24 protein-coding genes are annotated in these 26,931 nt (G+C 70.1%); 8 read left to right on the top strand and 16 right to left on the bottom strand.

The annotated features are described in order from the left end of the window. Positions 1 to 187 (top strand): hypothetical protein (locus tag AC3WXD_RS28600; protein WP_492325157.1); only part of this gene is annotated, 187 nt, incomplete at its 5' end. 542 nt (positions 188 to 729) lie between these two features. On the opposite strand, the gene AC3WXD_RS28595 is transcribed toward AC3WXD_RS28600, so the two are convergent. Both AC3WXD_RS28595 and AC3WXD_RS28590 read right to left on the bottom strand, forming a co-directional pair. Further along, the gene (locus AC3WXD_RS28595) at positions 730 to 2,070 is read right to left on the bottom strand and encodes an Nramp family divalent metal transporter (protein WP_492325156.1); all 1,341 of its coding nucleotides are present in this window, start codon (positions 2,068 to 2,070) and stop codon (positions 730 to 732) included. Between the two features lie 373 nt (positions 2,071 to 2,443). Continuing rightward, positions 2,444 to 3,265, bottom strand: coding sequence for an alpha/beta fold hydrolase (locus AC3WXD_RS28590; protein WP_492325155.1), 822 nt, complete (start codon positions 3,263 to 3,265; stop codon positions 2,444 to 2,446). 687 nt (positions 3,266 to 3,952) lie between these two features. Here AC3WXD_RS28590 and AC3WXD_RS28585 point away from each other — a divergent pair. Both AC3WXD_RS28585 and AC3WXD_RS28580 read left to right on the top strand, forming a co-directional pair. Next, positions 3,953 to 5,182 carry an MFS transporter gene (locus AC3WXD_RS28585; RefSeq protein WP_052165962.1) on the top strand — a complete coding sequence of 410 codons (1,230 nt, stop codon included), beginning with the start codon at positions 3,953 to 3,955 and terminating at the stop codon, positions 5,180 to 5,182. Positions 5,183 to 5,256: 74 nt separating this feature from the next. After that, positions 5,257 to 6,705 carry a dipeptidase gene (locus AC3WXD_RS28580; protein WP_492325154.1) on the top strand — a complete coding sequence of 483 codons (1,449 nt, stop codon included), beginning with the start codon at positions 5,257 to 5,259 and terminating at the stop codon, positions 6,703 to 6,705. A 55-nt stretch (positions 6,706 to 6,760) separates the two neighbouring features. On the opposite strand, the gene AC3WXD_RS28575 is transcribed toward AC3WXD_RS28580, so the two are convergent. From AC3WXD_RS28575 to cyoA, 5 genes are all read right to left on the bottom strand, one after another. After that, complete coding sequence (locus AC3WXD_RS28575; RefSeq protein WP_492325153.1) at positions 6,761 to 7,621, bottom strand: SURF1 family protein; 861 nt, start codon at positions 7,619 to 7,621, stop codon at positions 6,761 to 6,763. Then, positions 7,618 to 8,034: a cytochrome o ubiquinol oxidase subunit IV gene (cyoD, locus tag AC3WXD_RS28570; protein WP_492325152.1), complete on the bottom strand. Its 417-nt coding sequence runs from the start codon at positions 8,032 to 8,034 to the stop codon at positions 7,618 to 7,620. The genes AC3WXD_RS28575 and cyoD overlap by 4 nt, the downstream gene beginning before the upstream one ends. Further along, complete coding sequence (cyoC, locus tag AC3WXD_RS28565; RefSeq protein ID WP_155888182.1) at positions 8,031 to 8,651, bottom strand: cytochrome o ubiquinol oxidase subunit III; 621 nt, start codon at positions 8,649 to 8,651, stop codon at positions 8,031 to 8,033. The genes cyoD and cyoC overlap by 4 nt, the downstream gene beginning before the upstream one ends. A gap of 28 nt (positions 8,652 to 8,679) precedes the next feature. After that, positions 8,680 to 10,680, bottom strand: coding sequence for a cytochrome o ubiquinol oxidase subunit I (cyoB, locus tag AC3WXD_RS28560; RefSeq protein ID WP_020204668.1), 2,001 nt, complete (start codon positions 10,678 to 10,680; stop codon positions 8,680 to 8,682). Between the two features lie 78 nt (positions 10,681 to 10,758). Further along, entirely contained in the window at positions 10,759 to 11,754 is a 996-nt protein-coding gene (cyoA, locus tag AC3WXD_RS28555) for a ubiquinol oxidase subunit II (protein ID WP_020423870.1), read from the bottom strand. Positions 11,755 to 12,004: 250 nt separating this feature from the next. On the opposite strand from cyoA, the gene AC3WXD_RS28550 reads away from it, so the two are divergent. From AC3WXD_RS28550 to AC3WXD_RS28535, 4 genes are all read left to right on the top strand, one after another. Then, positions 12,005 to 13,327, top strand: a complete 1,323-nt coding sequence (locus AC3WXD_RS28550) for an MFS transporter (RefSeq protein WP_029043946.1) — start codon at positions 12,005 to 12,007, stop codon at positions 13,325 to 13,327. A 170-nt stretch (positions 13,328 to 13,497) separates the two neighbouring features. Beyond that, positions 13,498 to 14,196, top strand: a complete 699-nt coding sequence (locus AC3WXD_RS28545; protein ID WP_454732609.1) for a YceH family protein — start codon at positions 13,498 to 13,500, stop codon at positions 14,194 to 14,196. Positions 14,197 to 14,541: 345 nt separating this feature from the next. Then, a complete protein-coding gene (locus AC3WXD_RS28540; protein WP_020423871.1) occupies positions 14,542 to 14,775 on the top strand; it encodes a hypothetical protein in 234 nt (77 codons plus the stop codon). A 95-nt stretch (positions 14,776 to 14,870) separates the two neighbouring features. After that, complete coding sequence (locus tag AC3WXD_RS28535) at positions 14,871 to 15,233, top strand: translation initiation factor Sui1 (RefSeq protein WP_020204674.1); 363 nt, start codon at positions 14,871 to 14,873, stop codon at positions 15,231 to 15,233. A 13-nt stretch (positions 15,234 to 15,246) separates the two neighbouring features. Here the strand turns inward: AC3WXD_RS28535 and AC3WXD_RS28530 are convergent, their stop codons facing one another. Further along, positions 15,247 to 15,423 carry a hypothetical protein gene (locus AC3WXD_RS28530; protein ID WP_196812910.1) on the bottom strand — a complete coding sequence of 59 codons (177 nt, stop codon included), beginning with the start codon at positions 15,421 to 15,423 and terminating at the stop codon, positions 15,247 to 15,249. 199 nt (positions 15,424 to 15,622) lie between these two features. Between AC3WXD_RS28530 and AC3WXD_RS28525 the strand changes: the two genes are divergently transcribed. Further along, positions 15,623 to 15,820, top strand: a complete 198-nt coding sequence (locus AC3WXD_RS28525; protein ID WP_020204676.1) for a hypothetical protein — start codon at positions 15,623 to 15,625, stop codon at positions 15,818 to 15,820. Positions 15,821 to 15,840: 20 nt separating this feature from the next. On the opposite strand, the gene AC3WXD_RS28520 is transcribed toward AC3WXD_RS28525, so the two are convergent. The 8 genes from AC3WXD_RS28520 to AC3WXD_RS28485 form a co-directional block, all read right to left on the bottom strand. Then, a complete protein-coding gene (locus tag AC3WXD_RS28520; RefSeq protein WP_492325151.1) occupies positions 15,841 to 18,252 on the bottom strand; it encodes a CHASE2 domain-containing protein in 2,412 nt (803 codons plus the stop codon). Further along, complete coding sequence (locus AC3WXD_RS28515) at positions 18,242 to 19,963, bottom strand: FecR family protein (protein WP_492325150.1); 1,722 nt, start codon at positions 19,961 to 19,963, stop codon at positions 18,242 to 18,244. Before AC3WXD_RS28515 ends, AC3WXD_RS28520 begins: the two co-directional genes overlap by 11 nt. A 70-nt stretch (positions 19,964 to 20,033) precedes the next feature. Continuing rightward, complete coding sequence (locus tag AC3WXD_RS28510; protein WP_492325149.1) at positions 20,034 to 20,744, bottom strand: response regulator transcription factor; 711 nt, start codon at positions 20,742 to 20,744, stop codon at positions 20,034 to 20,036. A 217-nt stretch (positions 20,745 to 20,961) separates the two neighbouring features. After that, positions 20,962 to 22,332: an exopolysaccharide Pel transporter PelG gene (gene pelG, locus AC3WXD_RS28505; protein ID WP_020204680.1), complete on the bottom strand. Its 1,371-nt coding sequence runs from the start codon at positions 22,330 to 22,332 to the stop codon at positions 20,962 to 20,964. A gap of 1 nt (position 22,333) precedes the next feature. Beyond that, entirely contained in the window at positions 22,334 to 23,935 is a 1,602-nt protein-coding gene (gene pelF / locus AC3WXD_RS28500) for a GT4 family glycosyltransferase PelF (protein ID WP_059412125.1), read from the bottom strand. After that, complete coding sequence (locus tag AC3WXD_RS28495) at positions 23,932 to 24,918, bottom strand: tetratricopeptide repeat protein (RefSeq protein WP_020204682.1); 987 nt, start codon at positions 24,916 to 24,918, stop codon at positions 23,932 to 23,934. Before AC3WXD_RS28495 ends, pelF begins: the two co-directional genes overlap by 4 nt. After that, on the bottom strand, positions 24,911 to 26,359 hold the full coding sequence (locus AC3WXD_RS28490) for a PelD GGDEF domain-containing protein (RefSeq protein ID WP_059412124.1): 1,449 nt from the start codon (positions 26,357 to 26,359) through the stop codon (positions 24,911 to 24,913). The genes AC3WXD_RS28495 and AC3WXD_RS28490 overlap by 8 nt, the downstream gene beginning before the upstream one ends. 13 nt (positions 26,360 to 26,372) lie before the next feature. Further along, positions 26,373 to 26,930: a hypothetical protein gene (locus AC3WXD_RS28485; RefSeq protein WP_020204684.1), complete on the bottom strand. Its 558-nt coding sequence runs from the start codon at positions 26,928 to 26,930 to the stop codon at positions 26,373 to 26,375. Position 26,931: the final 1 nt, after the last annotated feature.

The raw sequence follows: 26,931 nt of genomic DNA, 5'->3' as shown, positions 1-26,931 counted from the left end.
CTTTCTTTTCCCCGAAAAGAAAGTAGGCAAAGAAAGCGGGCTGCCTGGCCGGCAGGGGCAGAAACGTTGGGGTTTCTGGTGTTGCTGGTTTCGTCGTGGGGCCTGTGGTTCTGCTGGAATCCTGCCGTTACCGGTTCGGCTGGCCACGATCTGGCTGGCGGTATGGGTTTCGGGGTCAGACCTATGATGACGGGCGCACTGCTGGTTCTGGCATCTGCCGTTACCGGTTTTGGCGGTCACGGCGTAGCACCGGCATTGGTTTCGTGGTGGGCGTGGTGGCCCCTGTTCGAGCGCGGTGCCAGTCTCGGTTCCAGCAACCCAACACACCCGCGCAGGGGCCACCACGCCCACCACGAAACCAGCACCGTCCCTGCGACGCACCCGTCCACCCCGGTCGCGGCAGCAGCTTGAGGGGCCTGGGCCTACGCCATCATGCAGCGCCACCACGAATCGAACACCACCCGAGAGAACGTGGCCGCTAGAACCGGTACCGGCAGAATCCCAGCAGAACCACGAACCCCACCACGAAACCACCAACAACCAGCAACCCTGTTCGGCTCTGCCCCTGCCGGCAAGGCAGTCCGCTTTCTTGGCCTACTTTCTTTTCGGACAAAAGAAAGTAGGTCGCTCCGGAGGAGCGAAAGCCTTTGACTTTGACGTTCAGCCGTTGACTTTGAAGTTAATCCTTTTACTTTAGGAATCTAAGGAATTTAAAATCAATAAAAAAAATTAACCAATTACTCCCTGCCAAAGCAACGCCCCATTAAGAAAAAGAATAACCCCCACACTAACCCAGGCCAACACCAGCGGCACGCCGCGCACGCGCCACGCGCCCATCAGTTCCCGGTTGGACGCGAACAGGATCAGCGGCACCACCGCCAGCGGCAGGCTCAGGCTGAGCACCACCTGGCTGGCCACCAGCAGTTCGGCCGAGCCATGCTGCCCGAACACCCCCACCGCCGCCAGCGCCGGCACGATGGCCAGTCCGCGCGTGAGCAGCGCGCGCCGGGTCTGCGAGATGCGCAGGTTGAGGAAGCCTTCCATCACCGCTTGCCCGGCCAGCGTGCCGGTGAGCGTGGAGTTCAGGCCGCAGGCCAGCAAGGCGCCGGCGAACAGCAGGCTGGCCCATTGCGAGTGGAGCAGCGGATCCAGCAGGCGGTGCGCGTCGGCGAGGTCGCTGACTTCGGTCATGCCGCTGGCGTGGAACGCGGCGGCGGCCAGGATCAGCAGCGCGGCATTGACGAGGAAGGCGAAGGTCAGCGAGCCGATGGTGTCGAGGTTGACACCGCGCAGCGCCGCCGCCACGGCGGGCGCGTCCGCGGCCCGGGGCGCGCGCGTTGCCGCCGGCTGGCCGGCTTGCGACCGCGGCGCGAACTTGCTGACCAGCGCGGAGTGCAGGTAGAGGTTGTGCGGCATCACGGTGGCGCCGACGATGCCGGCGGCCAGCCACAGCATGCCGGCGTCGCGCACCAGTTGCGCCGAGGGCGCGAAGCCGCCGGCCACCGCGGCCCAGTCGGGCTGCGCCATCGCCAGCTGGGCGACGAAGCACAGCGCCACCAGCAGGATCAGCCCGGCCACCAGCGCCTCGAGCGTGCGCCGGCCCTGGCGCTGCACGGCCAGCATGGCGATGGTGCCGACGGCGGAGAGCAGCACGCCGACCCACAGGTTCACGTGCAGCAGCAGTTGCAGCGCCACGGCGGTGCCGACCACTTCGGCCACGTCGCAGGCGATGATGGCGATCTCGCTGGCGAGCCACAGGCCGATCACGGTGCGCCGGCCGAAGCGCTCGCGGCTGAGCTGCGCGAGGTCGCGCCCCGTGACCACGCCGATGCGCGCGGCGATCCATTGCAGCAGCATGGCCACCACGCTGGCGGCGGCCACCACCGCGAGCAGGCCGTAGCCGTACCTGGCGCCGGCGGAAATGGCGGTGGCCCAGTTACCCGGGTCCATGTAGCCGACCGCCACCAGCGCGCCGGCGCCGAGGAAGGCGGCCCGCCGCGGCAGTTGCGGGGCAAGCCGCGCGTCCGCGGACGCGGCGGGAAGGGCAAGCTGGTCTGGGCTGGGAGGCATGATTGGCTCTGGCATGGTGGTTGGCGCGCCGGCGGGGCCGGCTCGCGCGCCTGATGACTCATTCTGGGCAATGCCGCACGCTGCCGCCAATTGTAAATGCTAATCACTCTCATTTGATACACAGATGAGGACGGTTGCACGTCACTTAAAGTGCATTTCGATTCACTTATTTTGGAGAATTGCCTTCAAAGGCATAAAGAAGGCGGCGCCTTCCGTGCGGGAAGCGCGCCTGGCCGGCAAGAGCGGCAGGCGCGCATCCCGCCGGCGGCCTTGGGGCGCGCCGGCGCCGTGCCGCCCGCGGCGGGAACCGCGGACGGCACGGCAAGGGAAAGACCGACAAACCGCAGCCGGCTTTGGGCCGGCTACCGCGCGGTCATTGCTTGATGAAGGCGAGCAGGTCTTCGTTGATGACGTCGGGATGGGTGGTGCACATGCCGTGCGGATACCCCTTGTAGACCTTGAGCGTGCCGTTGCGCACCAGCTTGATGGACAGCAGCGCCGAATCGGCGATCGGCACGATCTGGTCGTCGTCGCCGTGCATGATCAGGACCGGCACGTCGATCTTCTTGAGGTCTTCGGTGAAGTCCGTCTCGGAGAAGGCCTTGATGCAGTCGTAGTGGGCCTTGGTGCCGCCCATCATGCCCTGGCGCCACCAGTTCTCCTTGATGCCTTCGGAGACCTTGGCGCCTTCGCGGTTGTAGCCGTAGAACGGAATCGGCACGTCCTTGTAGAACTGCGCGCGGTTGGCGGCAAGCTGGGCGCGGAAGCCGTCGAACACTTCGAGCGGCAGCCCGCCCGGATTGGCCGCGCTCTTGACCATGACCGGCGGCACCGCGCCGATCAGCACCGCCTTGGCCACGCGGCCGGCGCCGTGGCGCGCCACGTAGCGGGCCACCTCGCCGCCGCCGGTGGAGTGGCCCACGTGCACGGCGTTGCGCAGGTCGAGGTGCGCGGCCAGCGCGGCCACGTCGGCGGCGTAGGTGTCCATCTCGTTGCCGGTCGCGGTCTGGGTGGAGCGGCCGTGCCCGCGGCGGTCGTGCGCGATCACGCGGTAGCCCTTGGAGAGGAAGAACAGCATCTGCGCGTCCCAGTCGTCGGCGGTGAGCGGCCAGCCGTGATGGAACACGATGGGCTGGCCGGTACCCCAGTCCTTGTAGTAGATGCGGGTGCCGTCTTTGGTGGTGATGGTATCCATGACTTGGCTTCCTTGGTTGGGGGCGTGTTGGCCGCCGGCACGAACCGGCTTGGTGGCTGCCTCGGCGTCCGCCGTGGCAGCCAGGGCGGAAAGGGTGCCGGCGGCAACGGCGGACGCGCCGGCCACCAGCACATTGCGGCGCGCTGGCGACGGCACGGGGTCTTGTTCTTGTTGCGTAGTCACTGCATGCTCCTTGGCGAGAAACGATGCGGGAAGGAAAAAGGCGCGGAGCGCCGTCCCCTGCGGGCGCGGCAAGACCAGGGCACCGGGCATCCCTGGCCGTGGACTGCCGCCCTGGCGGGACGAGCAGACTTCCGCGTTCATGGCGCCCGGCAAGCTGCGGCCGGCCAGCGATACAACGTGCACAGCCATAGGAGAATAGGCGGCGAATCGCGTGTGCACGAGCGGGATGTGGCGAATTTTCATCGGCCACCGGCCGGGCCGGAACGCTGCCGCGCGGTCACAAGCCTGACATCCATCCGCACCGATAATCGAACAGATTGACGCCGGCGAACCACGCAAGCCAACCGCGGCGCACCTCGGCCGGCGGGCCGGCAGCGTAGAATGACCCGCTGCCGCGGCGCCCCGCGGTCGCGGTCCTGCGCCCGTGCTCCGGGAAGCAGCGCATAAGAAGAACACAGACCTGGTTCCATCGTGAAGACATCCCCAGCCGCGCAAGGCGGCCAGCTGCCCGCGCGGCAAAGCGCCCCCGATGCCACCAACCGCGCGCTGCACGGCATCCTCCTGTTGACCTTCGCGTTCGCGCTCAGCCAGTTCTACCGCAGTTGCCTGGCGGTGATGGCGCCGGAACTCCAGCATGACTTCGGGCTGTCGGCGGCCGGCTTCGGCGCGCTGTCGTCGAGCTTCTTCATGGCCTTCGCGGCGGCGCAGATCCCGGTCGGCATCGCCTTCGACCGCTACGGCGTGGGCCGGCCCACGTCGCTGCTGCTGGCCATCGGCGCGGTGTCGTCGCTGCTGTTTACGCTGGCGCCCAACGGTGGCGTGGCCATGCTGGCGCAGGCCGGGCTCGGCCTGGCCTGCGCGCCGGTCTTCATGGGGCTGCTGCATTTCGCGTCCGAGCAGTTGTCCGAGCGCGACTACACGCGCGTGGTCAGCAAGTCCAACGCCACCGGCATGATCGGCGCGCTGTGCGCCACGGCGCCGCTGGGCTGGGCCTCGCAACTGCTGGGCTGGCGCGTGGCGATGGCGTTCGCGGCACTGTGCATGGCGATGGCCTGCTACGGCGTCTGGCGCTGCGTGCGCGACGAGGGCCATGCCGAGGCACGCCACACGCCGTGGCGCGCCATGCTGCTGCAGAGCGCCCGGCTGCTGGGCCTGGCGCCGCTGTGGACGCTGATCCCGATGTGCGTGGCGATGGCCGCCGGCACCGCCTTCCGCAATGCCTGGAGCGGGCCTTACCTGGCCAGCGTCTACGGCCTGCAGGCCGGCCCGCGCGGCGTGGCGCTGACGCTGCTGAGCCTGGCCGGCTTCGCCACGGCGTTCGTGCTGCCGGTGCTGGTGCGGCGCAGCTCGCTCAAGGCCACCATCGGCGGCTGGTCCTGCTTCTCGCTGCTGGGCGCGATCCTGCTGACCATGTGGCCGGACAGCAGCGTGGCCTCCGGCGTGGGCCTGATGGCGCTGCTGTCCACCATCGGCATGCTCCACCCGCTGGTCATGGCGCAGGGCCGCGGCCTGATCCCGCCGGCGGCGCGCGGGCGCGGCCTGGGCCTGCTCAATACCTTCGTCTTCCTCGGCTCGGCGCTGGCGTCGTGGGCCTTCGGCATGATCGCCAGCTTCGGCGACGCCGCGCGCTGGCCGGTCTCGCGCACCTACGCCGCCATCTTCCTGTCGGCGGGCGTGCTGGTGGCGGCCGCGGTGGTGCCCTACCTGTTCAGCCCCCCGGCGCAGAAAAGCTGACGCACAAGCGGGGCCCGAACGGCTATCCTCCATAGCGCGGCCGGCGCGGCGCCGGCCACACCAGGGGACCCCGCATGCAGATCGACTGGACGACGATCCGGAACGGTAATGCCGACGCGCTCGACGGCGCAACGGTCGAACTCGGCGGCTGGATGATCCCCCTCGATCCCGAGGCACAGGCCGCCGACTATTTCCTGCTGGCGGCCGAGCCGCCCTGTTGCGGCGGCTGCGTGCCGCGCGATCCGCGGGCCTGCGTCGAAGTCTACGCCGCCGGCCCGCTGGCCTTGCCGGCGCAGGCAGTCGGCCTGCGCGGCCGCCTGGTGCGCCTGCTGGACGATCCGGCGGGATGGCGCTACCAGTTGCGCGACGCGCAGCCGCTCGCCGCGCCCGCCGCCGGCACCATGAGCCGGCGCGTGTTCCTGGCCTCCGGCGCGGCGCTCGGCCTCGCGGCCTGCGCGCCGGGACGGTTCGCCGGTTACACCGAAGGGCAGGCCGATGCGGCCGGCAACGCGCAGCCGGCCGACGCCCCGGCCAGATGGCAACCGGCCGCCGACGCGCTGACCATCGACATGCACAGCCACGCCGGCCGCGTGATCGTCTCGCGCGATCCGGCCATCGGCGCGCGCCGGCCGTTCCTGCCGCTGGCCGCGCCGATGCGCGCGGGCGGCATGAACGTGATCTGCCTGGCCATCGTCACCGACACCACGGTCACGCGCGTGTCGGCCAACCGCATGCGCTTCGAGGCCTGGCGCACGCCGCAGGAGGGCGAGCTCTACGCGCTGGGCCGCACCGAATTCGCGCGCGCGCACGAGCTGGTGGCGCGCGAGCGCATGCAGGTCGTCACCAGCGCGGCCACGCTGGCGGCGCAGGGCCACGCCGGCCCGTGCGCGATCATCGCGGCGGAGGGCGCCGATTTCCTGGAAGGCCGGCTGGAGCGCGTGGACGAGGCGCATGCGATGTACCAGTTGCGCCATCTGCAGCTGACGCACTACCGCGTCAACGAACTGGGCGACATCCAGACCGAGGCGCCGGTGCACGGCGGCCTGACGGACTTCGGCGCCGCGGTGGTGCGGCGCTGCAATGCGCTGGGCATCGTGGTGGACGTGGCGCACGGCACCTACGACCTCGTCAAGCGCGCGGCGGCGGCGTCGAGCAAGCCGCTGGTGATCTCGCACACGGCGCTGGCCACGCACCCGGGCACGCGCAGCCGGCTGATCTCGCCGGACCATGCGCGCGCCATCGCCGGCACCGGCGGCGTGATCGGCGTGTGGCCGAGCGCGGGCACCTTCCACAGCCTGCAAGCGATGGCCGAAGGCGTCAAGCGCATGGCGGACGTGGTGGGCGTGGCGCACGTCGGCCTGGGCACCGACATGCTCGGCTTCATCTCGCCGCCGGTCTTCACCGGCTACGAGCAGCTGCCCTCGCTGGGCGACGCGCTGGTCGCCGCGGGCTTCACCCAGCAGGAAACGGGCATGATCCTGGGCGGCAACTACCGCCGCGTGTTCGAGGCCACGGTCGGCTAGGGCCCCGGCGGATGTGCTGGCCGGCGTCCCGATGCGTCGGGACGCCGGCCCCGCCTCACATCCCCTTGCGCCGGCGGTACTCCTGCCGGCCGACCAGGAAGGCGCCCAGCGCCACCATCAGCGCCAGCCCGTACCACGTGATGGCGTAGCCGAGGTGGCTGTTGTGGAAGGAGATCACGGTCAGCCCGCCGACCGGCCACGTGCGCTCGCCGTCCTGCTGGCGCGGCACGCTGCCTTCGGGGTCGGCCGCCGCGCCATTGACCGCGGGCGCGGCGCCGGCCGCCGCGTCGGCGTCGATGAAATACGGCGCCACGTTCTGCAGGCCGCGCGCCGCGGCGATGGCGGGCACGTCGCGGTTGTACCAGCGGTTGGCCGCCGGATCGTTGTGGCGCAGGAAGGCGTCGCCGGGCTCGCTGATGCGCAGCAGGCCGGTGACGGTGGTCTCGCCGGGCGGGTCGTACTGGCTGCGGGCGGCGCGCTCGGCGCGCTCGGGCGGCACGAAGCCGCGGTTGACCAGCACCACGCTGCCGTCGGCCATGCGCAGCGGCGTGACCACCCAGAAGCCGCCGCCCAGGTCGGTCACGGCCTGGACCAGCGTCTCGCGGTCGTTGAGGAAGGTGCCGGACACGCGCACGTGCGTGTATTCGTCGCCGGCCACGCTGACCTGCGGCCATTGCGCGGGACCGGGCGCCGCCACCGGCGGCGCGTGCACGCGCGCGTTGACGCGCTCGATCAGGTCGAGCTTCCAGGCGCGGCGCTGGACCTGCCAGGTGCCGAGCCCGACCAGGACGGAAAAGGCGAATGCCGCCAGGACGGCAAACACCACGAGAGCGCCGGTGCGGCGCGGGGAAGCGGACGGCTGGGCGCTCGCGGCGCCGGTGGCTGGCTGGGGCTGGGGGTGTCGAGTTGCGTTCAAGGTAGGTTCTTCGTGTCGTGCATAGCCGGCATCATATTCTGATCCAGGTGGAACATCACCCAGAGCGAGCCGCTCAGCGCGATCACGACGAGCACGATGGTGAAGATCAGGGCCAGCATGGTCCAGCCACCCTCGGACTTGAAGTTCATGTGCAGGAAGTAAATCATGTGCACGACGATCTGCACGGCGGCGCACACCAGCAGCACCAGCGCCGTGGTCCGGGACTTGTCGAACACGTTGGCCATGACCAGCCAGAACGGCACCGCGGTCAGCAGCACGGCGAGCACGAAGCCGGTCATGTAGCCGCCGAAGGTGGCGTGGAACCCTTCGTCGTCATGGTGTCCGTGGTCGTCGTGGCCATCGTGGCCGTGCGCGCCGGCGCCGCCGGCCAGCGTGTTGTCGTGCGCGTTCATGGCAGGACTCCCATCAGGTAGACGAAGGTGAACACGCCGATCCAGACCACGTCGAGAAAGTGCCAGAACATGGACAGGCACATCAGGCGGCGCTTGTTCTCGTGGATCAGCCCGTACTTGCCGACCTGCACCATCAGCGTGACCAGCCACACGATGCCCACGGTCACGTGCAGCCCGTGCGTGCCGACCAGCGTGAAGAACGACGACAGGAACGCGCTGCGCTGCGGCCCGGCGCCTTCGTGCACGAGGTGCGCGAATTCGTACATCTCGATGCCGAGGAAGGCCGCGCCCAGCACGCCGGTGATGGCCAGCCACCACTGCGTCTGGCTGGTGCGCGCCTTCTGCATTTCCAGCATGGCGAAGCCATACGTGATCGACGACAGCAGCAGGAAGGTGGTGTTGAGCGCCACCAGCGGCAGCTCGAACAGCTCCGCGCCGGTCGGGCCGCCGGCATAGCGCCGGCCCACCACGCCGTAGACGGCGAACAGGCTGGCGAAGATGAGGCAGTCGCTCATCAGGTAGAGCCAGAAGCCGAGCAGCGTGCCGTTCTGCGGGTGCACCTCGGTGGTTTCGTAGAAGCGCAGCTGCGCCTCGCGCGGGGCCGCCTGCGCGCTCATGCTGTCCGGGCCGTAGGGGGTGGCGATATCAACCATGAGTGGCAAGCAGGCGCGAGCGCTCTGCCTCGGTACGGACGACGGTGTCGGCCGGGATGTAGTAGTCGCGCTTGTAGTTGAAGGTGTGGCCGATCGCCACCGCCAGCAGGGCGATGAACGCCAGCGCCACGATCAGCCACATGTGCCAGATCAGCGCGAAGCCCATCAGCGTGCTCAGCCCCGCGAGGATGATGCCGGCGCTGGTGTTCTTCGGCATGTGGATCGGGATGAAGCCCTGCTGCGGGCGCTGGTAGCCGAGCTGCTTCATCTGCCACCAGGCGTCGTTGTCGTGGATCAGCGGCGTGAAGGCGAAGTTGTACTGCGGCGGCGGCGAGGACGTGGACCACTCCAGCGTGCGGCCGTTCCACGGGTCGCCGGTGGTGTCGCGCAGTTCCTCGCGGCGGCGGAAGCTCACGAACAGCTGGATCAGGAAACAGCCGATGCCACAGGCGATCAGCAGCGCGCCGAACGCGGCGATCTGGAACCAGATCTGCAGCGAGGCATCCTGGAAATGGTTCATGCGCCGGGTCACGCCCATCAGGCCAAGCACGTACAGCGGCATGAAGGCGACGTAGAAGCCGACCAGCCAGAACCAGAACGAGCACCTGCCCCAGAACGGGTCGAGCTTGAAGCCGAACGCCTTGGGGAACCAGTAGCTGATGCCGGCCATCAGCCCGAACAGCACGCCGCCGATGATCACGTTGTGGAAGTGGGCGATCAGGAACAGGCTGTTGTGCAGCGAGAAGTCCGCCGGCGGCACCGCCAGCAGCACGCCGGTCATGCCGCCGATGACGAACGTCACCATGAAGCCGACCGTCCACAGCATCGGCACCTCGAAGCGGATGCGCCCGTGGTACATGGTGAACAGCCAGTTGAAGATCTTCGCCCCGGTCGGGATCGAGATGATCATGGTGGTGATGCCGAAGAACGAGTTGACGCTCGCGCCCGAGCCCATCGTGAAGAAGTGGTGCAGCCACACCAGGTACGACAGCACCGTGATCACCACCGTGGCGTACACCATCGACGCATAGCCGAACAGCCGCTTGCCGCAGAAGGTGGACACCACTTCGGAGAAGATGCCGAACGCGGGCAGCACCAGGATGTAGACCTCGGGGTGCCCCCAGATCCAGACCAGGTTGATGTACATCATCGCGTTGCCGCCGAGGTCCGCCGTGAAGAAGTTGGTGCCGACGTAGCGGTCCAGCGCCAGCAGCGCCAGCACCGCGGTGAGCACCGGGAACGCGGCGATGATCAGCACGTTGGTGCACAGCGAGGTCCAGGTGAAGATCGGCATCTTCATCAGCGTCATGCCGGGCGCGCGCATCTTGACGATCGTCACCAGCAGGTTGATGCCGGACAGCAGCGTGCCCAGCCCCGCCACCTGCAGCGACCAGATGTAGTAGTCCACGCCCACGTCGGGGCTCTGCAGGATGCCCGAGAGCGGCGGATAGGCCAGCCAGCCGGTGCGCGCGAACTCGCCGACGAACAGCGACATCATCACCAGCACCACGCCGCCCACCGTCATCCAGAAGCTGAAGTTGTTGAGGAAGGGAAAGGCCACGTCGCGCGCGCCGATCTGCAGCGGCACCACGAAGTTCATGAAGCCCGTGACCAGCGGCATGGCCACGAAGAAGATCATGATCACGCCGTGCGCGGTGAAGATCTGGTCGTAGTGGTGCGGCGGCAGGTAGCCGGCCGAATCGCCGAAGGCCACCGCCTGCTGCGCGCGCATCATGATGGCATCGGCGAAGCCGCGCAGCAGCATGACGATGCCGAGCACGATGTACATGATGCCGATCTTCTTGTGGTCGATGCTGGTGAACCATTCGCGCCACAGGTAGCCCCACGCGCGGAAGTAGGTCAGCACGCCGACCAGCGCCAGCCCGCCGACCGCCACCACGGCGAAGGTCGCCAGCAGGATGGGCTCGTGGTAGGGAATCGCCTCCCAGGTCAGGCGGCCGAATACCAGCTGGGTAAGATCGTGCTCGGGCATTGTCATCACCAGGGCCGCAGGGGCATTGTTGCAGGATTCTTTTTCGGCGCTCGCGTCATGGCGTCGGGCCGGGCCGCGTCAGCGCGGCAGGGCTTTGGCGGAACCGGAGCCGGTCGGGTCGCTCGCGGTGCAGATCTCGCCGAACGGCGCGCCGGCGCGCTGCAGCGAGGCCAGCGCATACTCGCCCTGCCCCGACCCCAGCCGTACCGATGGCACCGGCTGCGCCCGCTGCGCCTGGCGCGTGGCCTGCCCGGTCATCGGCATCATGTCCTTGATGCACGGCTTGCCCGCTTCCACGCAGCGGTTGAGGATGGCGCCGTACAGCGCCGGGTCCACGCTGGCGTAGCGGCGCACCGGCTCGCGCTCGCTGGGCTGCTCGAGCCTGAGGTAGGTCTCGCGCGTGAGCGCGCCGCCGCCGGCCTTGGCCTGCCTGACCCAGCGCTCGAACTCCTCGTTGCTCACGCCGTGGAACTTGAAGTACATGCCGGAGAAGCCCGCGCCGCTGTAGTTGGCGGAGAAGCCTTCGTACACGCCGGGCGCGTTGATGACCGCATGGAGCTTGGTCTCCATGCCCGGCATGGCGTAGACCTGCCCGGCCAGCGCGGGGATGAAGAAGGAGTTCATCACGCTCGACGCGGTGAGCTTGAAGCGGATCGGATGGTCCACCGGCGCCACCAGTTCGTTGACGGTGGCGATGCCCTGGTCGGGATACAGGAAGAGCCACTTCCAGTCCAGCGCCACCACTTCCACGGTGAGCGGCTCGGTGCCGGTGGGCACGCCGCGCTCGGCGTCGATGCGCGACAGCGGCTGGTACGGGTCGAGCTTGTGCGTGCTGACCCAGGTGATCGCGCCGAGCGCGATGATGATGAGCAGCGGCGCGGACCAGATCACCAGTTCGAGCAGCGTGGAGTGGTCCCAGTCGGGCTCGTAGGTGGCGGCGCGGTTGGAGGCGCGGTAGCGCCAGGCGAACAGCAGTGTGAGGATGATCACCGGCACGATGATCAACAGCATCAGGCCGGTCGAGATGATGATTAGATCACGCTGCCTGACCGCGAGGTCGCCGGACGGGGCCATCAGCACGGCACTGCAACCCGTCAACAGCAAGGCAGCCGAAAGTAGGAATCCGCGCTTGACGTAGCGGGATGGCACTATCCGTGTACGCAAATGCATAGCCGTCCAAGTGATCGTTGGAACGCCGGTGGGCTGGCATGGGCAACATCATACTTCGAGAATCAAGCTTTCCGACACTGCATATTTTCCTATGGCACTGTAGTCAAAGAAGTGCCATTCTTAAAGGAGTGTGGCACTACGACAAGGCCTGATGATGTCCAGCATCGCTCACCAGCACGACCCGTCGTCAGCACCCTCGGCCCAGGAGGCCGCGCACCATGCCAGGGTCGCGCCGGGCGAGATCGCCACCGGCGTGGTCATCGGCCGGGCCTCCGAATACTTCGATTTCTTCGTCTACGGCATCGCCTCGGTGCTGGTCTTCCCGGCGGTGTTCTTCCCGTTCGCCGGGCGCGTGGAAGGCCTGCTGCTGTCCTTCACGGTCTTCTCCTTCGCCTTCATCGCGCGCCCGTTCGGCACCACGCTGTTCATGGTGATCCAGCGGCGCTGGGGGCGCGGCATCAAGCTCACCGCGGCGCTGTTCGCGCTCGGCACGGCCACCGCCGGCATCGCCTTCCTGCCGGGCTACGACACGCTCGGGCGCGAGTCCATCATCCTGCTGGCGTGCTTCCGCGTGCTGCAGGGCATCGGCTTCGGCGGCTCGTGGGACGGCCTGCCTTCGCTGCTGGCGCTCAACGCGCCGCCGCAGCGGCGCGGCTGGTATTCGATGCTGGGGCAGCTCGGCGCGCCGATCGGCTTCTTCATCGCGGGCTCGCTGTTCCTGTTCCTGCGCACCAGCCTCGACATCGAGGAATTTCTCGAATGGGGCTGGCGCTATCCGTTCTACGTGGCCTTCGCCATCAACGTGGTGGCGCTGTTCGCGCGGCTGCGGCTGGTGGTGACGCAGGAGTACACGCAACTGCTGGACGAAGGCGAGCTGGAGCCGATCAGCCCCATCGTGATCGCGCGCGACCAAGGCTACAACCTGTTCCTCGGCGCGTTCGCGGCGCTGGCCAGCTATGCGCTGTTCCACCTCGTCACGGTGTTCCCGCTGTCGTGGGTGGCGGTGCACGGCACGCAGGACGTGAGCGACGTGCTGGTGGTGCAGATCATCGGCGCCGGCGTCGCCGTGCTCGGCACCATCGCCTCGGGCGTGATCGCGGACCGCATCGGCCGGCGCACCACGCTCGGCCTGATGGCCACGCTGATCGCCATCTTCAGCCTGTTCGCGCCGTTCCTGATGGGCGGCAGCGCGGCGCGGCAGGACCTGTTCATCCTGATCGGCTTCGGGCTGCTGGGCCTGTCCTACGGACAGGCCGCGGGCGCCGTCACCTCGAACTTCGAGAGCCGCTACCGCTATACCGGCGCGGCGCTGACCTCCGACTTCGCATGGCTGTTCGGCGCGGCCTTCGCGCCGCTGGTGGCGCTGGGGCTGTCGGTCGAGTTCGGGCTGGTGGCGGTGAGCGTCTATCTTCTGTCCGGCGCCGCCTGCACGCTGCTGGCGCTGGGCATCAACCGCACGCTGGCCTCGCGCGACTGACGCGGCCCCGCGCGGCGCGGGCCGCGCATGTCCTGCCCGCTTCGCCGCATGGCCGGCTCCGGCGGGAAGACGCGCCCGGGCGGCTATCATATGGCTCGCAAAACCGCTGCCTCCGGGCCCGCGCGCATCCGCCGCGCGGCCCGCAGCCGCCTCACCGAGCGACGCCACTCATGGACACCACCCCCGATCTCTCCGCACGCCCCGCCATCCGCGCCCTGACCCAGCTCGAGGCGCGCGTGCTGGCCGTGCTGCTGGAAAAGCAGCACACCGTGCCCGACACCTATCCGCTCTCGCTCAACGCGCTCACCGCCGGCTGCAACCAGAAGACCGCGCGCGCGCCGGTGATGAACGCCACCGAAGACGAAGTGCTCACCGCCATCGACGGCCTCAAGCGCCTGAGCCTGGCGATGGAAGGCAGCAGCAGCCGCGTGCCGCGCTTCGAGCAGAACATGAAGCGCGTGCTGGGCGTGCCCAGCCAGTCCGCCGCGCTGCTCGCCATCCTGATGCTGCGCGGCCCGCAGACCGCGGCCGAGCTGCGCCTGAACAGCGCGCGCCTGCATGCGTTCGCCGACATCTCCTCGGTCGAGGTCTTCCTCGACGAACTCGCCGCCGCCGAGCCGCCGCGCGTGGTCAAGCTGCCGCGCGCGCCCGGCGGGCGCGAGCACCGCTGGATGCATCTGCTGTGCGGCGAGGTCAGCGTGGACGACACGCCCGCGCAAGGCAACGGCGAGGACACCGTGCCGCCCTCCGAGTTCGAAGCGATGAAAGCCGCGCAGCGGGAACTGGAGGAAAAGGTCGCGCGCCTGCAGGCCATGCTCGAGCAGATGGCCGGCGAGCTCGGCATCCGGCTCGACACCGGCGGACTCTGACGCCGGGCCGGCCGCGACGCGCCGGCCGATGGCAAGCCGGCGCGATGCTGCCCGCGCAGCCGCCCGCGGCCTACAATGTATTGGTCATGTCCTGGCCCGCGCGGCGCGCCGCCATGTCAATACATTTGCACTCGCCGCGGGAATTTGTGCCGTGGAAGTTGCCTGCGCCCCTGCCGCGGCACGCCTGCGATGCGGTGCTTGCGCAACACACGCGCCATCCTGCCGCCAGACGAAGTAGACTAGGAGCCGCTGCGCTCCGCCGGCATTTCGCTGTCACAATTGTCACGATACTGCCCCGCGGAGCCGGACATAATCTGGCGACCAGAAACGTGGAGGATCCCGACGATGCGCGTGACGATTCGCACCATTACGATTCCGGGAGGCAAGGGCCGCGCGGCCCTGCACAAGGCAGCCGTATACATGACCACCGAGCAGGAAGCCGCGCCGCTGATGACCAGCGAGTGGACCCAGCGCGAGCCGGAAGCATTCATGGCCGCCCAGACCTGGGCCAGGCGCAATACCTATATCGTGTCGAACCCCCGCACCGGCACGTTCTACGGCAGTCCCGCCGGCCGCTAGCCCGGCGCCTCGCGCCGGCACGCTTGCCGGCGGCGCCCGCCTGACGTACCCTGCCCTGCCCCGGGGCATGCCGCCCCGCCACCAGGAACGTCGTCATGCCAGGGCCCAAACCCGCCAGCTCGCTGGTCTATTCCACGGAACACGGCCGCATGTGCCCCGGCTGCGGCAACCCCGCCGCGGCCTGCGCCTGCGGCAAGGCGCAGCCGGCCGCGCAAGGCGACGGCATCGTGCGGGTATCGCGGGAAACCAAGGGCCGCAAGGGCAAAGGCGTGACGCTGGTGCGCGGCGTGGCACTGGCGCCGCTGGCGCTGGCCCAGCTCGGCAAGGAACTCAAGGCGGCCTGCGGCTCGGGCGGCACCGTCAAGGACGGCGTGATCGAGATCCAGGGCGATCACTGCGACGCCGTGATCGAGAAGCTGCGCCAGCGCGGCATGACGGTCAAGCGTGCGGGCGGCTGAGCCCGCCGCGGGATTACCTGGTGCGCTGCTGGTAGCGGATGGTGCCGTCCGGGCGGCGCTGCGGCACCACCGGGTTGCGCGAGTTGCATACGGGGCAACGGAACAGCAGGCCCTGGCCTTCATCCTTGATCGTCACATCCGCCTCTTCCCAGCGCATGCGGCACGATTGGTTCTGGCAAGTAAAAGACATCTTCATTCTCCGAGATAGGCGCGGATCGTAGCATGGCCGCGCGGTGCGCCGCAGCGGCATGCCGTGGCCTGCGCCGGCATGACGGCCCGGCGCGCGCGCCAATGCCGTGACGGCACGCGCGCGGCCAGCCCTTGCATTTGTTGACATTACCCGCGCGCGGCGCGCCTAGAATCCAGCGCTATTCACCACAGGCACGCCGATGCGATCCGAACGAACCAAGCTGCTTGGCTATATCGCGCTATGCATGGTGGCGTTCGCGCTGCTCACCGTGCTCTGCGTCACCTTGCAGGAAGACAACGAACAGCGCGCCGCGCGCAAGATCCGGCAGATGGACAGCCGCGCGGCCGCGCAGGCAGCGCCCGGGCAGGAGCCGAGCAGCACGCACGCGGCGCGCTGAGCGTGGCCGCGCCGTGCCACTCAGCACGGCAGCACGATGGTAAACGTCGCGCCCTTCCCCGCTTCGCTGGCCAGGCGGATCTCGCCGCCGTGCCGCTCCACCACCGTCTTGACGAACACCAGCCCCAGGCCGCTGCCGGCGGGCGCGTTGCGCTCGTTGTCGCGCAGGCGCGCGAACGGCTGGAACAGGCGGCCCTGATCTTCCACCGCGATGCCCCGGCCCTGGTCGGCCACGTCGATGGCCACGCCCTGCGGCACGCGGTACAGGCGTACCGTGACGGTGCTCTGCGGCGGGCTGAACTTGATCGCGTTGCTCACCAGGTTGGCGATCGCGCGCACCAGCAGCACGGGTTCGGCCGTGACCATCGGCTGTTCTTCCCCCATCTCCAGGCGCAGGTCGATGCGCGCGGCGCTGGCCAGCGCCCATAGCTCGTCGGTGGCGTCGAGCACCACGCCGGCGAGATCGACTTCGATAAAGTTCAGGTGCGGCGCCTCGGCGCGGGCCAGGCGGATGAAGTCGTCGGCCAGCTCCAGCGTGCGGCTGGCGTAGTCGCCGATGCGGGCCAGCAGCGCGGCCTGCGGCAGCGCGCGGCTTTCTTCGCGCTGCAGTTCGATCAGCGCGAGGATGGAGGCTTGCGGCGAGCGCATGTCGTGCGAGATGAAGCGCAGCGATTCCTCGCGCCGGCGCTCGGCCATGCGCACCTGGGTGATGTCGATCACGCTGATGATGAGGCCGGCCACGCCGCCGGTGTCGCTGCGCAGCGGCGCGCCGCGCAGCAGCATGGGGCGCTGGTCGCGCCCCTCCAGCTCCACGCCGGGCGGCGCCTGCGCGCTGTCGCCGCCGGCGTGGGCGCGCCGCAGCTGCTCCCAGTATTCGTGGCCGGCCTTGGGCTGGACGAACACCTCGTCGACCAGCTCGCCGATGCGCGGGCGCGGCGCCGCCACGTCGGCCAGCGGCGCCAGCGTGCGCGGCGCCAGCAGCAGGCTGCGGCGGTTGGCCAGCAGCACGCGCCCGGCCGGGTCGCAGATCACGGTGGCCTCGGGCAGGCCTTCCAGCCCGTCGGCGAGGAACTGGCGCAGGTCGCGCAGGCGCGTGGTCATGCGGTAGACCGCCCGCATGCGGGTGTCGAGGTTGCGCCCGCGGCGGGGCTCGCCTTCGTCGGCGGGCATCGCCAGCAGGCCCGGCTCGGCCTCGAGCTGCGCCAGCTCGTCGGTGAGGAACTGCAGCGCGGCTTCCTGCCGGCGCCAGCTCCACAGCGGGTACAGCAGGCCGCAGCCCAGCACCGCGCTGACCGGCGCGAACCACAGGTGGGCCAGCACCACCAGCAGCAGGCTCGCGCCCAGCGTGCCGGCCAGCAGCGCCACCGTCACCACCAGCGCGTTGCGCGGCGTGAGCGCCAGCGCGGCCAGCGCCGCCAGCAGCACCGGCAGCAGCGTGCCGAGCCAGAACCACGGCGCCGGCAGCGCCACGATGGCGCTGTCGCGCTCGAGCGCGTGCATGGCGTTGGCGATGATCTCCACGCCGCTCATGCCGTGGCCGTCGCGCGAGACCGGCGTGGGATAGACGTCGCCCAGCCCGCTGGCGGTGGCGCCGATCAGCACCGCCTTGCCGCGGAAGGTGTCCGGCGGCAGCTTGCCGCCGAGCACGTCGAGCACGGGGATCTGGCGAAACGTGCCGGGCGGCCCGGCGAACGGAATGCGCAGGCGGTAGCGGTGCAGCCAGCCGTCGGCGTCGGGCGCGCTGTCCTGGTGGTCGTGCCGGTAGCCCGACACCGGCCGCGGCGGACGGCCGAAGGCGACCATCGCCGCCGAGAAATGATCGAGCAGCTGGCCCGGCAGGCCTTCCTGCAGGAATACCTGGCGCGCGATGCCGTCGAGGTCCACGGCGATGTTGATGTGGCCCACCGCGCTGCCCAGGCCGGTCAGCGGATAGCGCACCTGCAGGCCGTCGCCGCCGGGCTCGGCCAGCGCGGGCAGCACCACGTTGCCGGCGCGCGCCATCGCCAGCGCCAGCGCGCGGTCGTCCGCGGGATGCTGCAGGTCCGGCTCGGAGAGGATCACGTCCACGCCGATCACGCGCGGCGCGCCGGCGGCGACATGGTCGATCAGGTCGGCCAGCACGTGGCGGCGCCACGGCCAGCGGCCGATCGCGGTGATGCCCGGATCGTCGATGGCAACGATGACGATGTCGTCGGCGGGCGCGTGGCGCTGGGCCACCACGGCGAGGTCGTAGACCGCCTTGTCGGCGCGCTCGCTCCAGCCCAGCAGCGCGCAGGCCGCCACCAGCAGCAGCACCGCCGCGCTCAGCAGCGCCCACTCCACCAGCGTGCGGCGCTGGTAGCCGGCCAGCAGGCGCATCGGCAGGCGCGCCAGCGCGCGGGCGCGCGCCGCGGCGCGGGCGATCCGCGCGATACGGGCCTGCTCAGTCGGCACGGTCGAGCATGCGCCCGCCGGCGCCTACCGGCCGGCCTTGCGCGTCGCGCACGTACTGCTTCACCTCGATGCGCTGGGGTGCGGAGTAGTGCGGCCCGGCGGCGGCGCCCTCGCGCCCGACCCGCACGAAATAGGTGCCGCTGGCCGGGCGCGGCAGGCGCGCGTCGTTGGTGTCGCTGCGCACGTCGGCCACGATCTGCGTGAAGGCCGCATCGGCGGCCATCTGCAGGCGGTAGGCCTGCGCCGCGCCGGCCGCGGCGCCGGGCCAGGCGATGTGCAGCGTGTCGCCGCCGTCGTCGTCGAAGCTCGGCTGCGGCGGCGACGGCTCCTGCGTGAAGGCCACCGCCTCGCTCCACGGGCCCGGCTGGCCGGCGGCATCGAGCGAGCGCACGCGCCACCACCAGCGGCCCGGCGCCAGCGGCAGGCTGGCCGACGGCGTGTCCGCGCGCGCGCGCACGACGCCCTGGCGGAAGTCGGCGTCGGCGGCCACCTCGTATTCGTATTGGGCGACGCCGGTGACTTCGGCCCAGCGCAGCGCGGCTTCCTCGCCGTAGGCGGTGCCGCCGCGCTCGGGCGCGAGCGTAAACGGCGCGGCCGGGTTGAGCCGCACCACCAGCGGCGCCACCGTGCCGGCGCCGCCGAGCCGCCGCGCGTCGAGCGCGCTCACGCCCAGGTACAGCGTGCCCTCGGGCAGGTCCTGCAGCGCGGCCTCGGCCGCGCCCACGGTCTGCGACGACAGCAACTCGGTCTGGGCGGCATCGCGCGACACCACCACGCGGTAGGCGGCGGCGCTGGCGACCGGCGCCCAGGTGACGGTGGCGCTGCTGGCCAGCAGCGGCGACGGCAGCGGCGCCAGCGCCGGCGCGGGCAGCAGCGCGACCGGCCGCGCCAGCACGCCGGCGGCCGACACGCTGACGCCGTAGCCGGCCGCCACCGCGGCCCGCTGGCCGCGCCGGGCGCTGGCCTGCACGCGGCCTTCGAGCACCGCGCCCTGGCTGGCGCCGTCGTCGGTGCCGACGCGGAAATGCGTGCCGCGCACGCCCGTCACCAGCGACGGCGTGCGGATCTCGTAGCGCCCCACGCCGGTGCCGCGCGGCGCCACGCGGGAATCCACCTCGCCGCGGTCGATGCCGATCACGGTGTCGGTCAGCCCGGTGCGCGCGAACGCGCGCAGGCGGCGGACTTCCACCGCGCTCGCGGGCGGCACCGTGACGCGCGAGCCGTCGCCCAGCTCGATGGTGACGGTAGCGCCGGCTTCCGTCGCCAGGCGCGCGCCCTCGGCCAGCGTCATGCCGGCCTGCAGCGCGCGGCCGTCGGCGCGGGCCGTGCCGGTGACGAACACCACGCGCGCGCTGCCCGGCACGACCGGGATGCGCGCGAGCGGGATGCGCAGGCGCATGCCGGGCGGCAGGTGGTAGGGGTCCGCCACCTTGTTGAGGGCCTGCAGCTCGCGCCAGCCGCCGGGCGTGTCCATGAACTGCCCGGCCAGGCCGATGAGCGTGTCGCCCGGGCGCACCAGGTAGATGAAGTCCTGCCCGTCCGCGCCCGCGGCCTGCGCGGCCGCATCGCCGGGCCAGCCGGCGCCGAGCATGCCGATCAGGCCGGCCGCGCCCATCGTGCCCATTGCGCCGAGCACCGCGCGCAGGCGCGGATGCCGCGCGGCGCGGCCTGCCATGCCGCGCGCGCTGCCCGCGCCACGCGCTCCACCCATCCTGCCCATCCCGCCCATTCCGACCATCCCGCCCGTTCTGCTTGTCGCCATGTCGAACCGCTTCATAAACTCAGTCTTCCTGCTTGTCGCCATCTGCCGTGGCTTCGAAGCGATAGCCGTGCGAATACACGGAGGTCAGGCGCACGCCGTTCTCGGGCCGCAGCGCGAGCTTGATGCGCAGGCGCGAGATATGCGTGTCCAGCGTGCGCGAGCCCGCGCCGATGGCCCTGCCCCACACCGCCTGCTCGACCACCTCGCGCGAGAGCAGCCGGCCGAGGTTGCGGAACAGGAACAGCGCCAGGTCGAATTCGCGCGGCGAGACCTCGGCGCGCACGCCGGCCACTTCCACCGTGCGCGCGGCCGGGTCGACCAGGTAGCTGCCCACGCGGATCAGGTCGCCGTCCTGCTGCGCCTGCGGATACGTGCGGCGCAGCAGCGCGCCCACGCGCGCCACCAGCTCGGCGCGGCGCACCGGCTTGATCATGTAGTCGTCGGCGCCCGCGCCGAGCCCGGCGACGATGTCCTCTTCCAGCGAGCGGCTGGTCAGGAACAGGATGGGCGGGTTGCGCCCGGAATTCTGGCGCACCCAGGTGACCACCTCGAAACCGCTGGTGTCGGGCAGTTGCCAGTCCACCACCAGCAGGTCGAACGCCTTGTCGCGCAGGGCGCGCAGGAAGCTGCCGCCGCTGGCGAAGCATTCGCACTCGTGGCCGGCCGAGACCAGGATCTGCTGGATCAGCTCGGCCTGGCTCTTGTCGTCTTCCACCGAAGCTATTCTCATACTTACCTCTTCATCGCGCCGCCCGCGCCCGCCGCCGCGCCACGCACCGGCACGGGCATGGGCACGACAGGCGGGCGTGGCAAGCAAGCGCAGGCGGGCGCTGGCGCGGCGCCCGCAAGCACGACAGCCCGGCGGGGGCCGGGCACGTGGGGAGAATGGTACCGAAAATCGGGCGGCGGCGCGCCGGTGCCGGCGCGCGGGGCGGCCCTGACCTGTCCTATTGCAGCATGTAGGTCTCGTATTCGAGCCGATCCAGCTTGCGGTCGAGCAGGTAGATCGCCAGCGCCACCACGACCAGCAGCGACACGGCGAAGCCGTAGCCGTACCAGGCCGGGCCAAGCTGCAGCGTAAGCGAGGTCAGCGCCACGTTGAGGATCACGAACAGCGCGGTCAGCAACAGCACCTCGCGGCGGCGGTCCAGGTAGAAGTAGATGTTCAGCACGCCCAGCAGCACCACCTGGAGACTGGCGCCGATCACATCCACGTACAGCAGCGGCAGGTACAGCTCGGAGATGCCCAGCAGCGCCAGGATGTAGCGCCCCACCACGAACAGCAGCAGCGCGGCGATGGCCTGCACCTTGACGATCTCGTACAGCCCCAGGCGGATGGTCTGCACCATCGTGTTGCGCATGTCCTCGACGTGCTCGAGCGAGCTGCCGCCGCGCACGGCGTTGTAGAACGCATCGTAGTACTCGACGAAATCGGTCTCGATGCGCACCAGGAACACCGCCATGCCGGGAATGATCGCCAGGTAGGCCAGGAACACCGGGATGTCGTAGATGATCGATGCGTGCAGCGGCCCGATCACCTGCTGGCCGGTGGACGGCGCGTACCAGAACATGAACTTGTCGAGCCAGATGCCGAGGTTGTACAGCAGGCCGATGAGCATCAGGCTCGGATAGGCGTAGCGGCGCTGGAACACCTCGAACGACATGAAGCGCTGGCTGGTGTAGTTGCGGTAGATCAGCACCACCATCGCCGTGAGCAGGCTCAGCTGGCCCGCCACGAAGCCGGACAGCAGCCCTTCCAGGCCGAAGCCGCGCAGCGCCAGCGCGGCCACCACCGTGAACGTGTAGCCGATCAGGAAGGTCCACACGATGGCCTTGTACTGCTTCATCCCCGACAGGAAGATCACCGCGATCCAGATGTTGCTCATGACCACGAAGCCCGCGATCATCAGCAGCCGGTACAGCACCGACTGCGCCTGGAACGAGAACAGCGCGAAACCGATGCCGATCGCGCCGGACAGCACCGTCACCAGCAGCGCCACGGCATGGAAATTCGACAGCACGAGGTGGTCGCGCTTCTCGAACAGGCGGTCCGAGGTGAAGCGCGTGAAGGCAAGCTGCATCGGCCCGGTCAATATCAGGCTGACCGCGATCAGGTAGGTCACCGACACCTGGAACTGCGTCACCAGGCTGCCCGGCACCACGAACGGCAGGCTCAGCACGCCGATCAGCAGGATGCCGACGATCGACAGCACCCACGGGCCGGAACTGATGATGCCGGCATAGGCATAGGCGCCGAGCATGCCCGACAGGCTGTCCCGCCGCAGCATCTTGCGCAGCTCGAAACCGATCCCCGCCATCTCAGCGACCTCCCTTCATGGGGCAGCCCGCGGCCTGGGCGGCCTTGGCCGGCGAGGCGCCCGCCGGCGCCTGCGCGCCGGACTGCGCCATCAGGCGCGTGTACAGCTCGCGGTAGCTGCCCACCATCATTTCCTGCGTGTAGTAGCGCTCGACGCGGCGGATGCCGGCCTGCTGCGCGGCGTGCCAGGCCTCGGGCGAGCCCAGCAGGTCGAGGGCCTTCTGCGCCAGCGCGGCCGGGTCGGCGATGCGCACCACGTCGCCCGCCGCGCCCAGCGCGGCGTCCTCGCCGGGCAGGCCGAAGATCAGCTGGCGGCACGAGCCCACGTCGGTGGTCACGCACGGCACGCCGGCGGCGAAGCCTTCGAGCACCACCAGCGGCAGCGCCTCGGAGATCGAGCTCAGCACCAGCACGCCCACCTTGGGCAGCAGGTCGTCGATGCGCTGGAAGCCGAGGAACTTGACGCGCTCGCCCAACCCCAGGCTCTCGGCCAGGCTGCGGCATTCGCGCGCGTATTCCGGGTCCTCGTCCTCGGGGCCGGCGATCCAGCCTTCGGCGTCCGGATACTGGCGCACCACCGTGAGCATGGCGCGGATGAAGGTCTTGATGTCCTTGATCGGCACCACCCGCCCGATCAGGCACAGCACCGGCGGCACGCCCGGCGCGCGTTTCGCGCGCAGCGCGGACAGGCGCGGCAGGTTGATGCCGTTGGGGATGTTGCGCGTGCGCTCGGCGGCAGCGCCGTCGGTCACCTGGCGCAGGCGGTTGCCTTCGTACAGCGCCACGATGGTGTCGCCCGCGTCATAGCATACGCGACCGAGCGTCTCGAAGAAGCGCACCCACAGTTCGCGGAAATAGCTGATCTGCGAGATGTCGCGCTCGAACACGTTGCGGTTGTCGCGGATCCACTGGCTCTGGAACAGGTCGATCTTGCGTTCCTTGGTGTAGATGCCGTGCTCGGACACCAGCAGCGGGCGCCCGGTCTGGTAATGCAGCATGGCGCCGAGAAAGCCGGCATAGCCGGTCGACACCGTGTGGTAGACCTTGGCCGGCAGCAGCTTGCCGGCGATGCGCGCAAGCTGCCACAGCGGCTTGTGCATGATGCGCACGGTCCAGAAGTAGTCCGTAAACGACGGGTCCGTGCAGTACTGGCGGTACTGGTCGGTGATGGTCTGCCAGGCGTGGCGGCTGTACAGGAAGGCGTCCTCGGAGAGGCTGCCGTCGTCGTCGAGCTCGGGCATCAGCTCGCGGATCAGCTCGCCGGCCTCGGCCTCGCGCCCGGGTTCGCGCAGCACCTCGTGCAGGCGCGCCGAGGCGGCGAAGGTGATCGGGTCGCCCTCGCTGCCGTGCACCAGCGGCGGCGGCGCGAAGTCGTAGAGGAAATGGGTCTCCAGATGCACGACGTTGTCGGGCAGCGCATAGACCATGCCGCCGTAGTCTTCGCGGCGGCTGCCGATGAAGACGATGCCGAAGCGGATCTCCGGGAAGGCGCGGATCATCTGGTTGACCCAGCTCGACACCCCGCCGCTCACGTAGGGAAAGGTCCCTTCGAGCAGCAGGCAGACGTCGGCCGAGTCGGCGCGGGGCAGGGAGGTATCGCTCATGATCGCCAGTAACGCAGCATGGGCCGCACCAGGGGCAGCGGCGATGGACTGTCGAACGACAGCAGGATGGCGCGCACCGCGGCGTAGTCGCGCTCCAGGTAGGCGGCCTCGGCCAGCAGCGGCAGCGTGCGCTCGCGCGCGAAGCCGAGGCGCTCGGCGCGCTCCAGCCATTCGCGCGCCTGCGCGGGCTCGTTGCGGTTCAGCGCCAGGCGGCCGCGCATGTACCACAGGCCGGGCTGGCCGGCGTCCGCCTCCAGCGCGGCGCGGGCGTGATGCTCGACCTGGTCGGCGGTGTAGCGGTAGACGTCGCCCTGCACCAGATTCTGGTAGATCAGTTCCCAGTACAGGTCGGCCAGGCGCTTGTGGATCTCGGCGCGCTCGGCGTCGTCGCGCGCTTCGTCCAGGCGCGGCAGCTCGGCCAGGATGCGCTGCGTGAGCTGCTTCTCGGCGCCGTCGAGCATGCCGTAGGCCAGCAGCCGCACGTCGTCGGCGCTGTCGGCCAGCAGGTCGCGCAGCACCGGGCTGGAAGTGCGCGCCGGCATCGACTGCATGGCCACCAGCGCGGTCATGCGCTCGGGCAGCGGCGCGCGCGTGTTGCCGAGCTGCGCGCGCAGGCGGGCGCCGCCGCCGTGCGTGACGCGCGAGATCAGGTGGGTCACGAACACCGGCAGGCCGACCATGCCGATGCCGCCCGCGGCGCGGCGCGCCGGCAGCAGGCGCGCGATCAGCAGGCTGCCCGCGCAGACGATGCTGCCGGCCAGCGGCACCAGGAAGCAGAACGCGAACAGGTAGCCGTAGGTCCACGCGAACGGCACGCGGAAGCGCCGCGGCAGCAGCCGCCACAGCACCATCGCGATCATGGCGGCGGACAGCGCCTGCGCGCCCAGGAAGGCGAGCAGCAGCGCGCTGCTGTTGCCCGCGCGCGCAAGCAGCGCCAGGGCGGCGATTTGCGCGGCGATGCCGCCGATGCCGAGCTTACCCACGGCCGGCCTCGCTCAGCGCGATCGGCACCGGCACCGGCGCCGGCTGCACGTCCACGTGGCAGCGGTGCAGCAGCCGCACCAGCGGCTCCACCGGCGCGCTGGCGGGCACCGCCAGCGTATGCACGCCGATGCGCGCGGCCTCGAAGTCGGTGCCGAACTGGGCGCGCAGCATGTCCTCGATGCGCACCAGGTAGGCCGAGGCCGCCTCGCTGCCGGACAGCGGCATCAGCGTGAGCAGCGCGCGCTGGTGCGCGCTGGTCAGCGGCCACGCCACGTCGAGCGCGCGGCGGCTGCGGATGACCTGCTCGAACAGCGCGTCGCGCGATTCGTCCAGGTCGAACACCAGCGCCACCACCGTGCTTTCGATGCCGCTGTCGCGACGCAGGCGCGACAGGCGCGCGTAGTCCAGCGCGAAATCGTACGGCACGCCCGGGATCGCGGCCTCGATGGCGCGCGTGGAGGCGGCATGCTCGATGCCGTCGGCGTAATAGCCCATCAGCACCATGAGCAGCTGCAGGTTCTCATAGTTGAGCGACAGGAACGGCATGCGCTCGACCACCAGCAGGCCGACCAGCTTGTCGGCGCCGGACAGCACGGGCGCGACCGCCAGGTAGCGCGTGGGCGGATGGTCGGGCACGTGGCCCGCCGGGCCGCTGGTCTGCAGGTGCGCGAGCTGGCGCGTCTCCAGGCAGTGGCGCACCAGCGCGTCGTCGGCATCGAACTCGAAGTTCGGGCCGATCCGCGCCGACGCCTCGCCGGCCACGGTGTCGCCATGCACCGCGTAGAGCGCGGCCGCCTCGAGCTGGCAGGCCTGCGCCACCACCGGCAGCATCGCGCGCGCGCCGACCAGTTCGCCGCCGGCGGCGCTGCCGTTCTCGAGCGACACCGCGCGCATCTGCGAGAGCGTGTCGCGCAGCGTGGTGGGCTTGGCCAGCAGGTCGTTTTCCAGCCGCGCGTGCGACACGCGCAGCAGGTAGTGGTTCTTGGTGAGCGCGGCCAGGCGTTCTTCCAGGTAGCGGTTGACCGCGCGCGCGCGCGCCAGCCGCGTGCCCCACACGTCGCCGAACTGGCCGGCCACCAGCACCATCAGCAGGCCGCCGAGGAAGAACAGGCGCGGAAACTCGCCCGGCTGCGCGCCGGTCTGGTGGAAGAAGAACCAGCCGCCGAGCATCATCAGCACGCTGCCCACGCCGATCAGCGTGCCGTAGCGCAGCGCCAGGATCATCGGCAGCAGCCAGGCCCAGGGAAAGCCCAGGCCGAGCAGCAGCGGATTACCGGGCAGCACCAGATAGGCCAGCCCCATCGCCAGGATCATGGTCACCACCAGCTCGACCAGCGATACCGGTCCGCTCGTGGCCGGCGCGATCAGCCGCAGATAGCGGCCGCCCGCGCCAATGCCCTGTCCTTCCCGTATCTTGTCGGCTGTCTTGGCCACGATCACACCCTCCTCCGGCTCAACCCTGGCGCAGCGGCGCCAGCAGGCGGCGCAGCAGCTTCTGCGCCGTGCCGGACAGCGATTCGCGGCTCCAGCCGCTGTCGCTGCCGGTGGCGGACCACACCACTTCGCCGGTGCTCACGTCCAGCAGCTGCAGCGAGATGCCCACCGCCGGCTCGCCGTCCACGCCGACCTTGTAGCGCCATTCCTGCACCGCGCCGGTCAGCGCGTAGCGCAGCTTCTGCGTGCGCGCCCATTCCAGCGCCTTGCCCACCGATTCGCGCTCGGCCGGCTCGAACAGCGTTTCCGGATTCAGGCTGGCCGGATAGCGGCGCACGTTGGTGACGCCGCCGGTCTTGAGCAGGCTCTCGGCGATGGCCTCGGCGCGCAGGCCGGCCTGCGGCGTCTCGGTGTAGTTGACGATCGGCAGCACCGCCAGCGCTTCGCCGGCGCTCAGCGCGGGCGCGCGGCCCACGTCCGTGACCGCGCAGCCGGCCAGCCACAGGGCCGCGCCCAGCGCACCGCACCAGCCCAGCAGGCGTGCCGCGCGACGCGGCGTCTTGCTCGTTGTTTCCATG

Source organism: Cupriavidus sp. FW216-B1, assembly GCF_058789195.1.
Note: the sequence above shows the minus strand (reverse complement) of the source record. Positions and strands in the feature narration are given on the sequence as shown.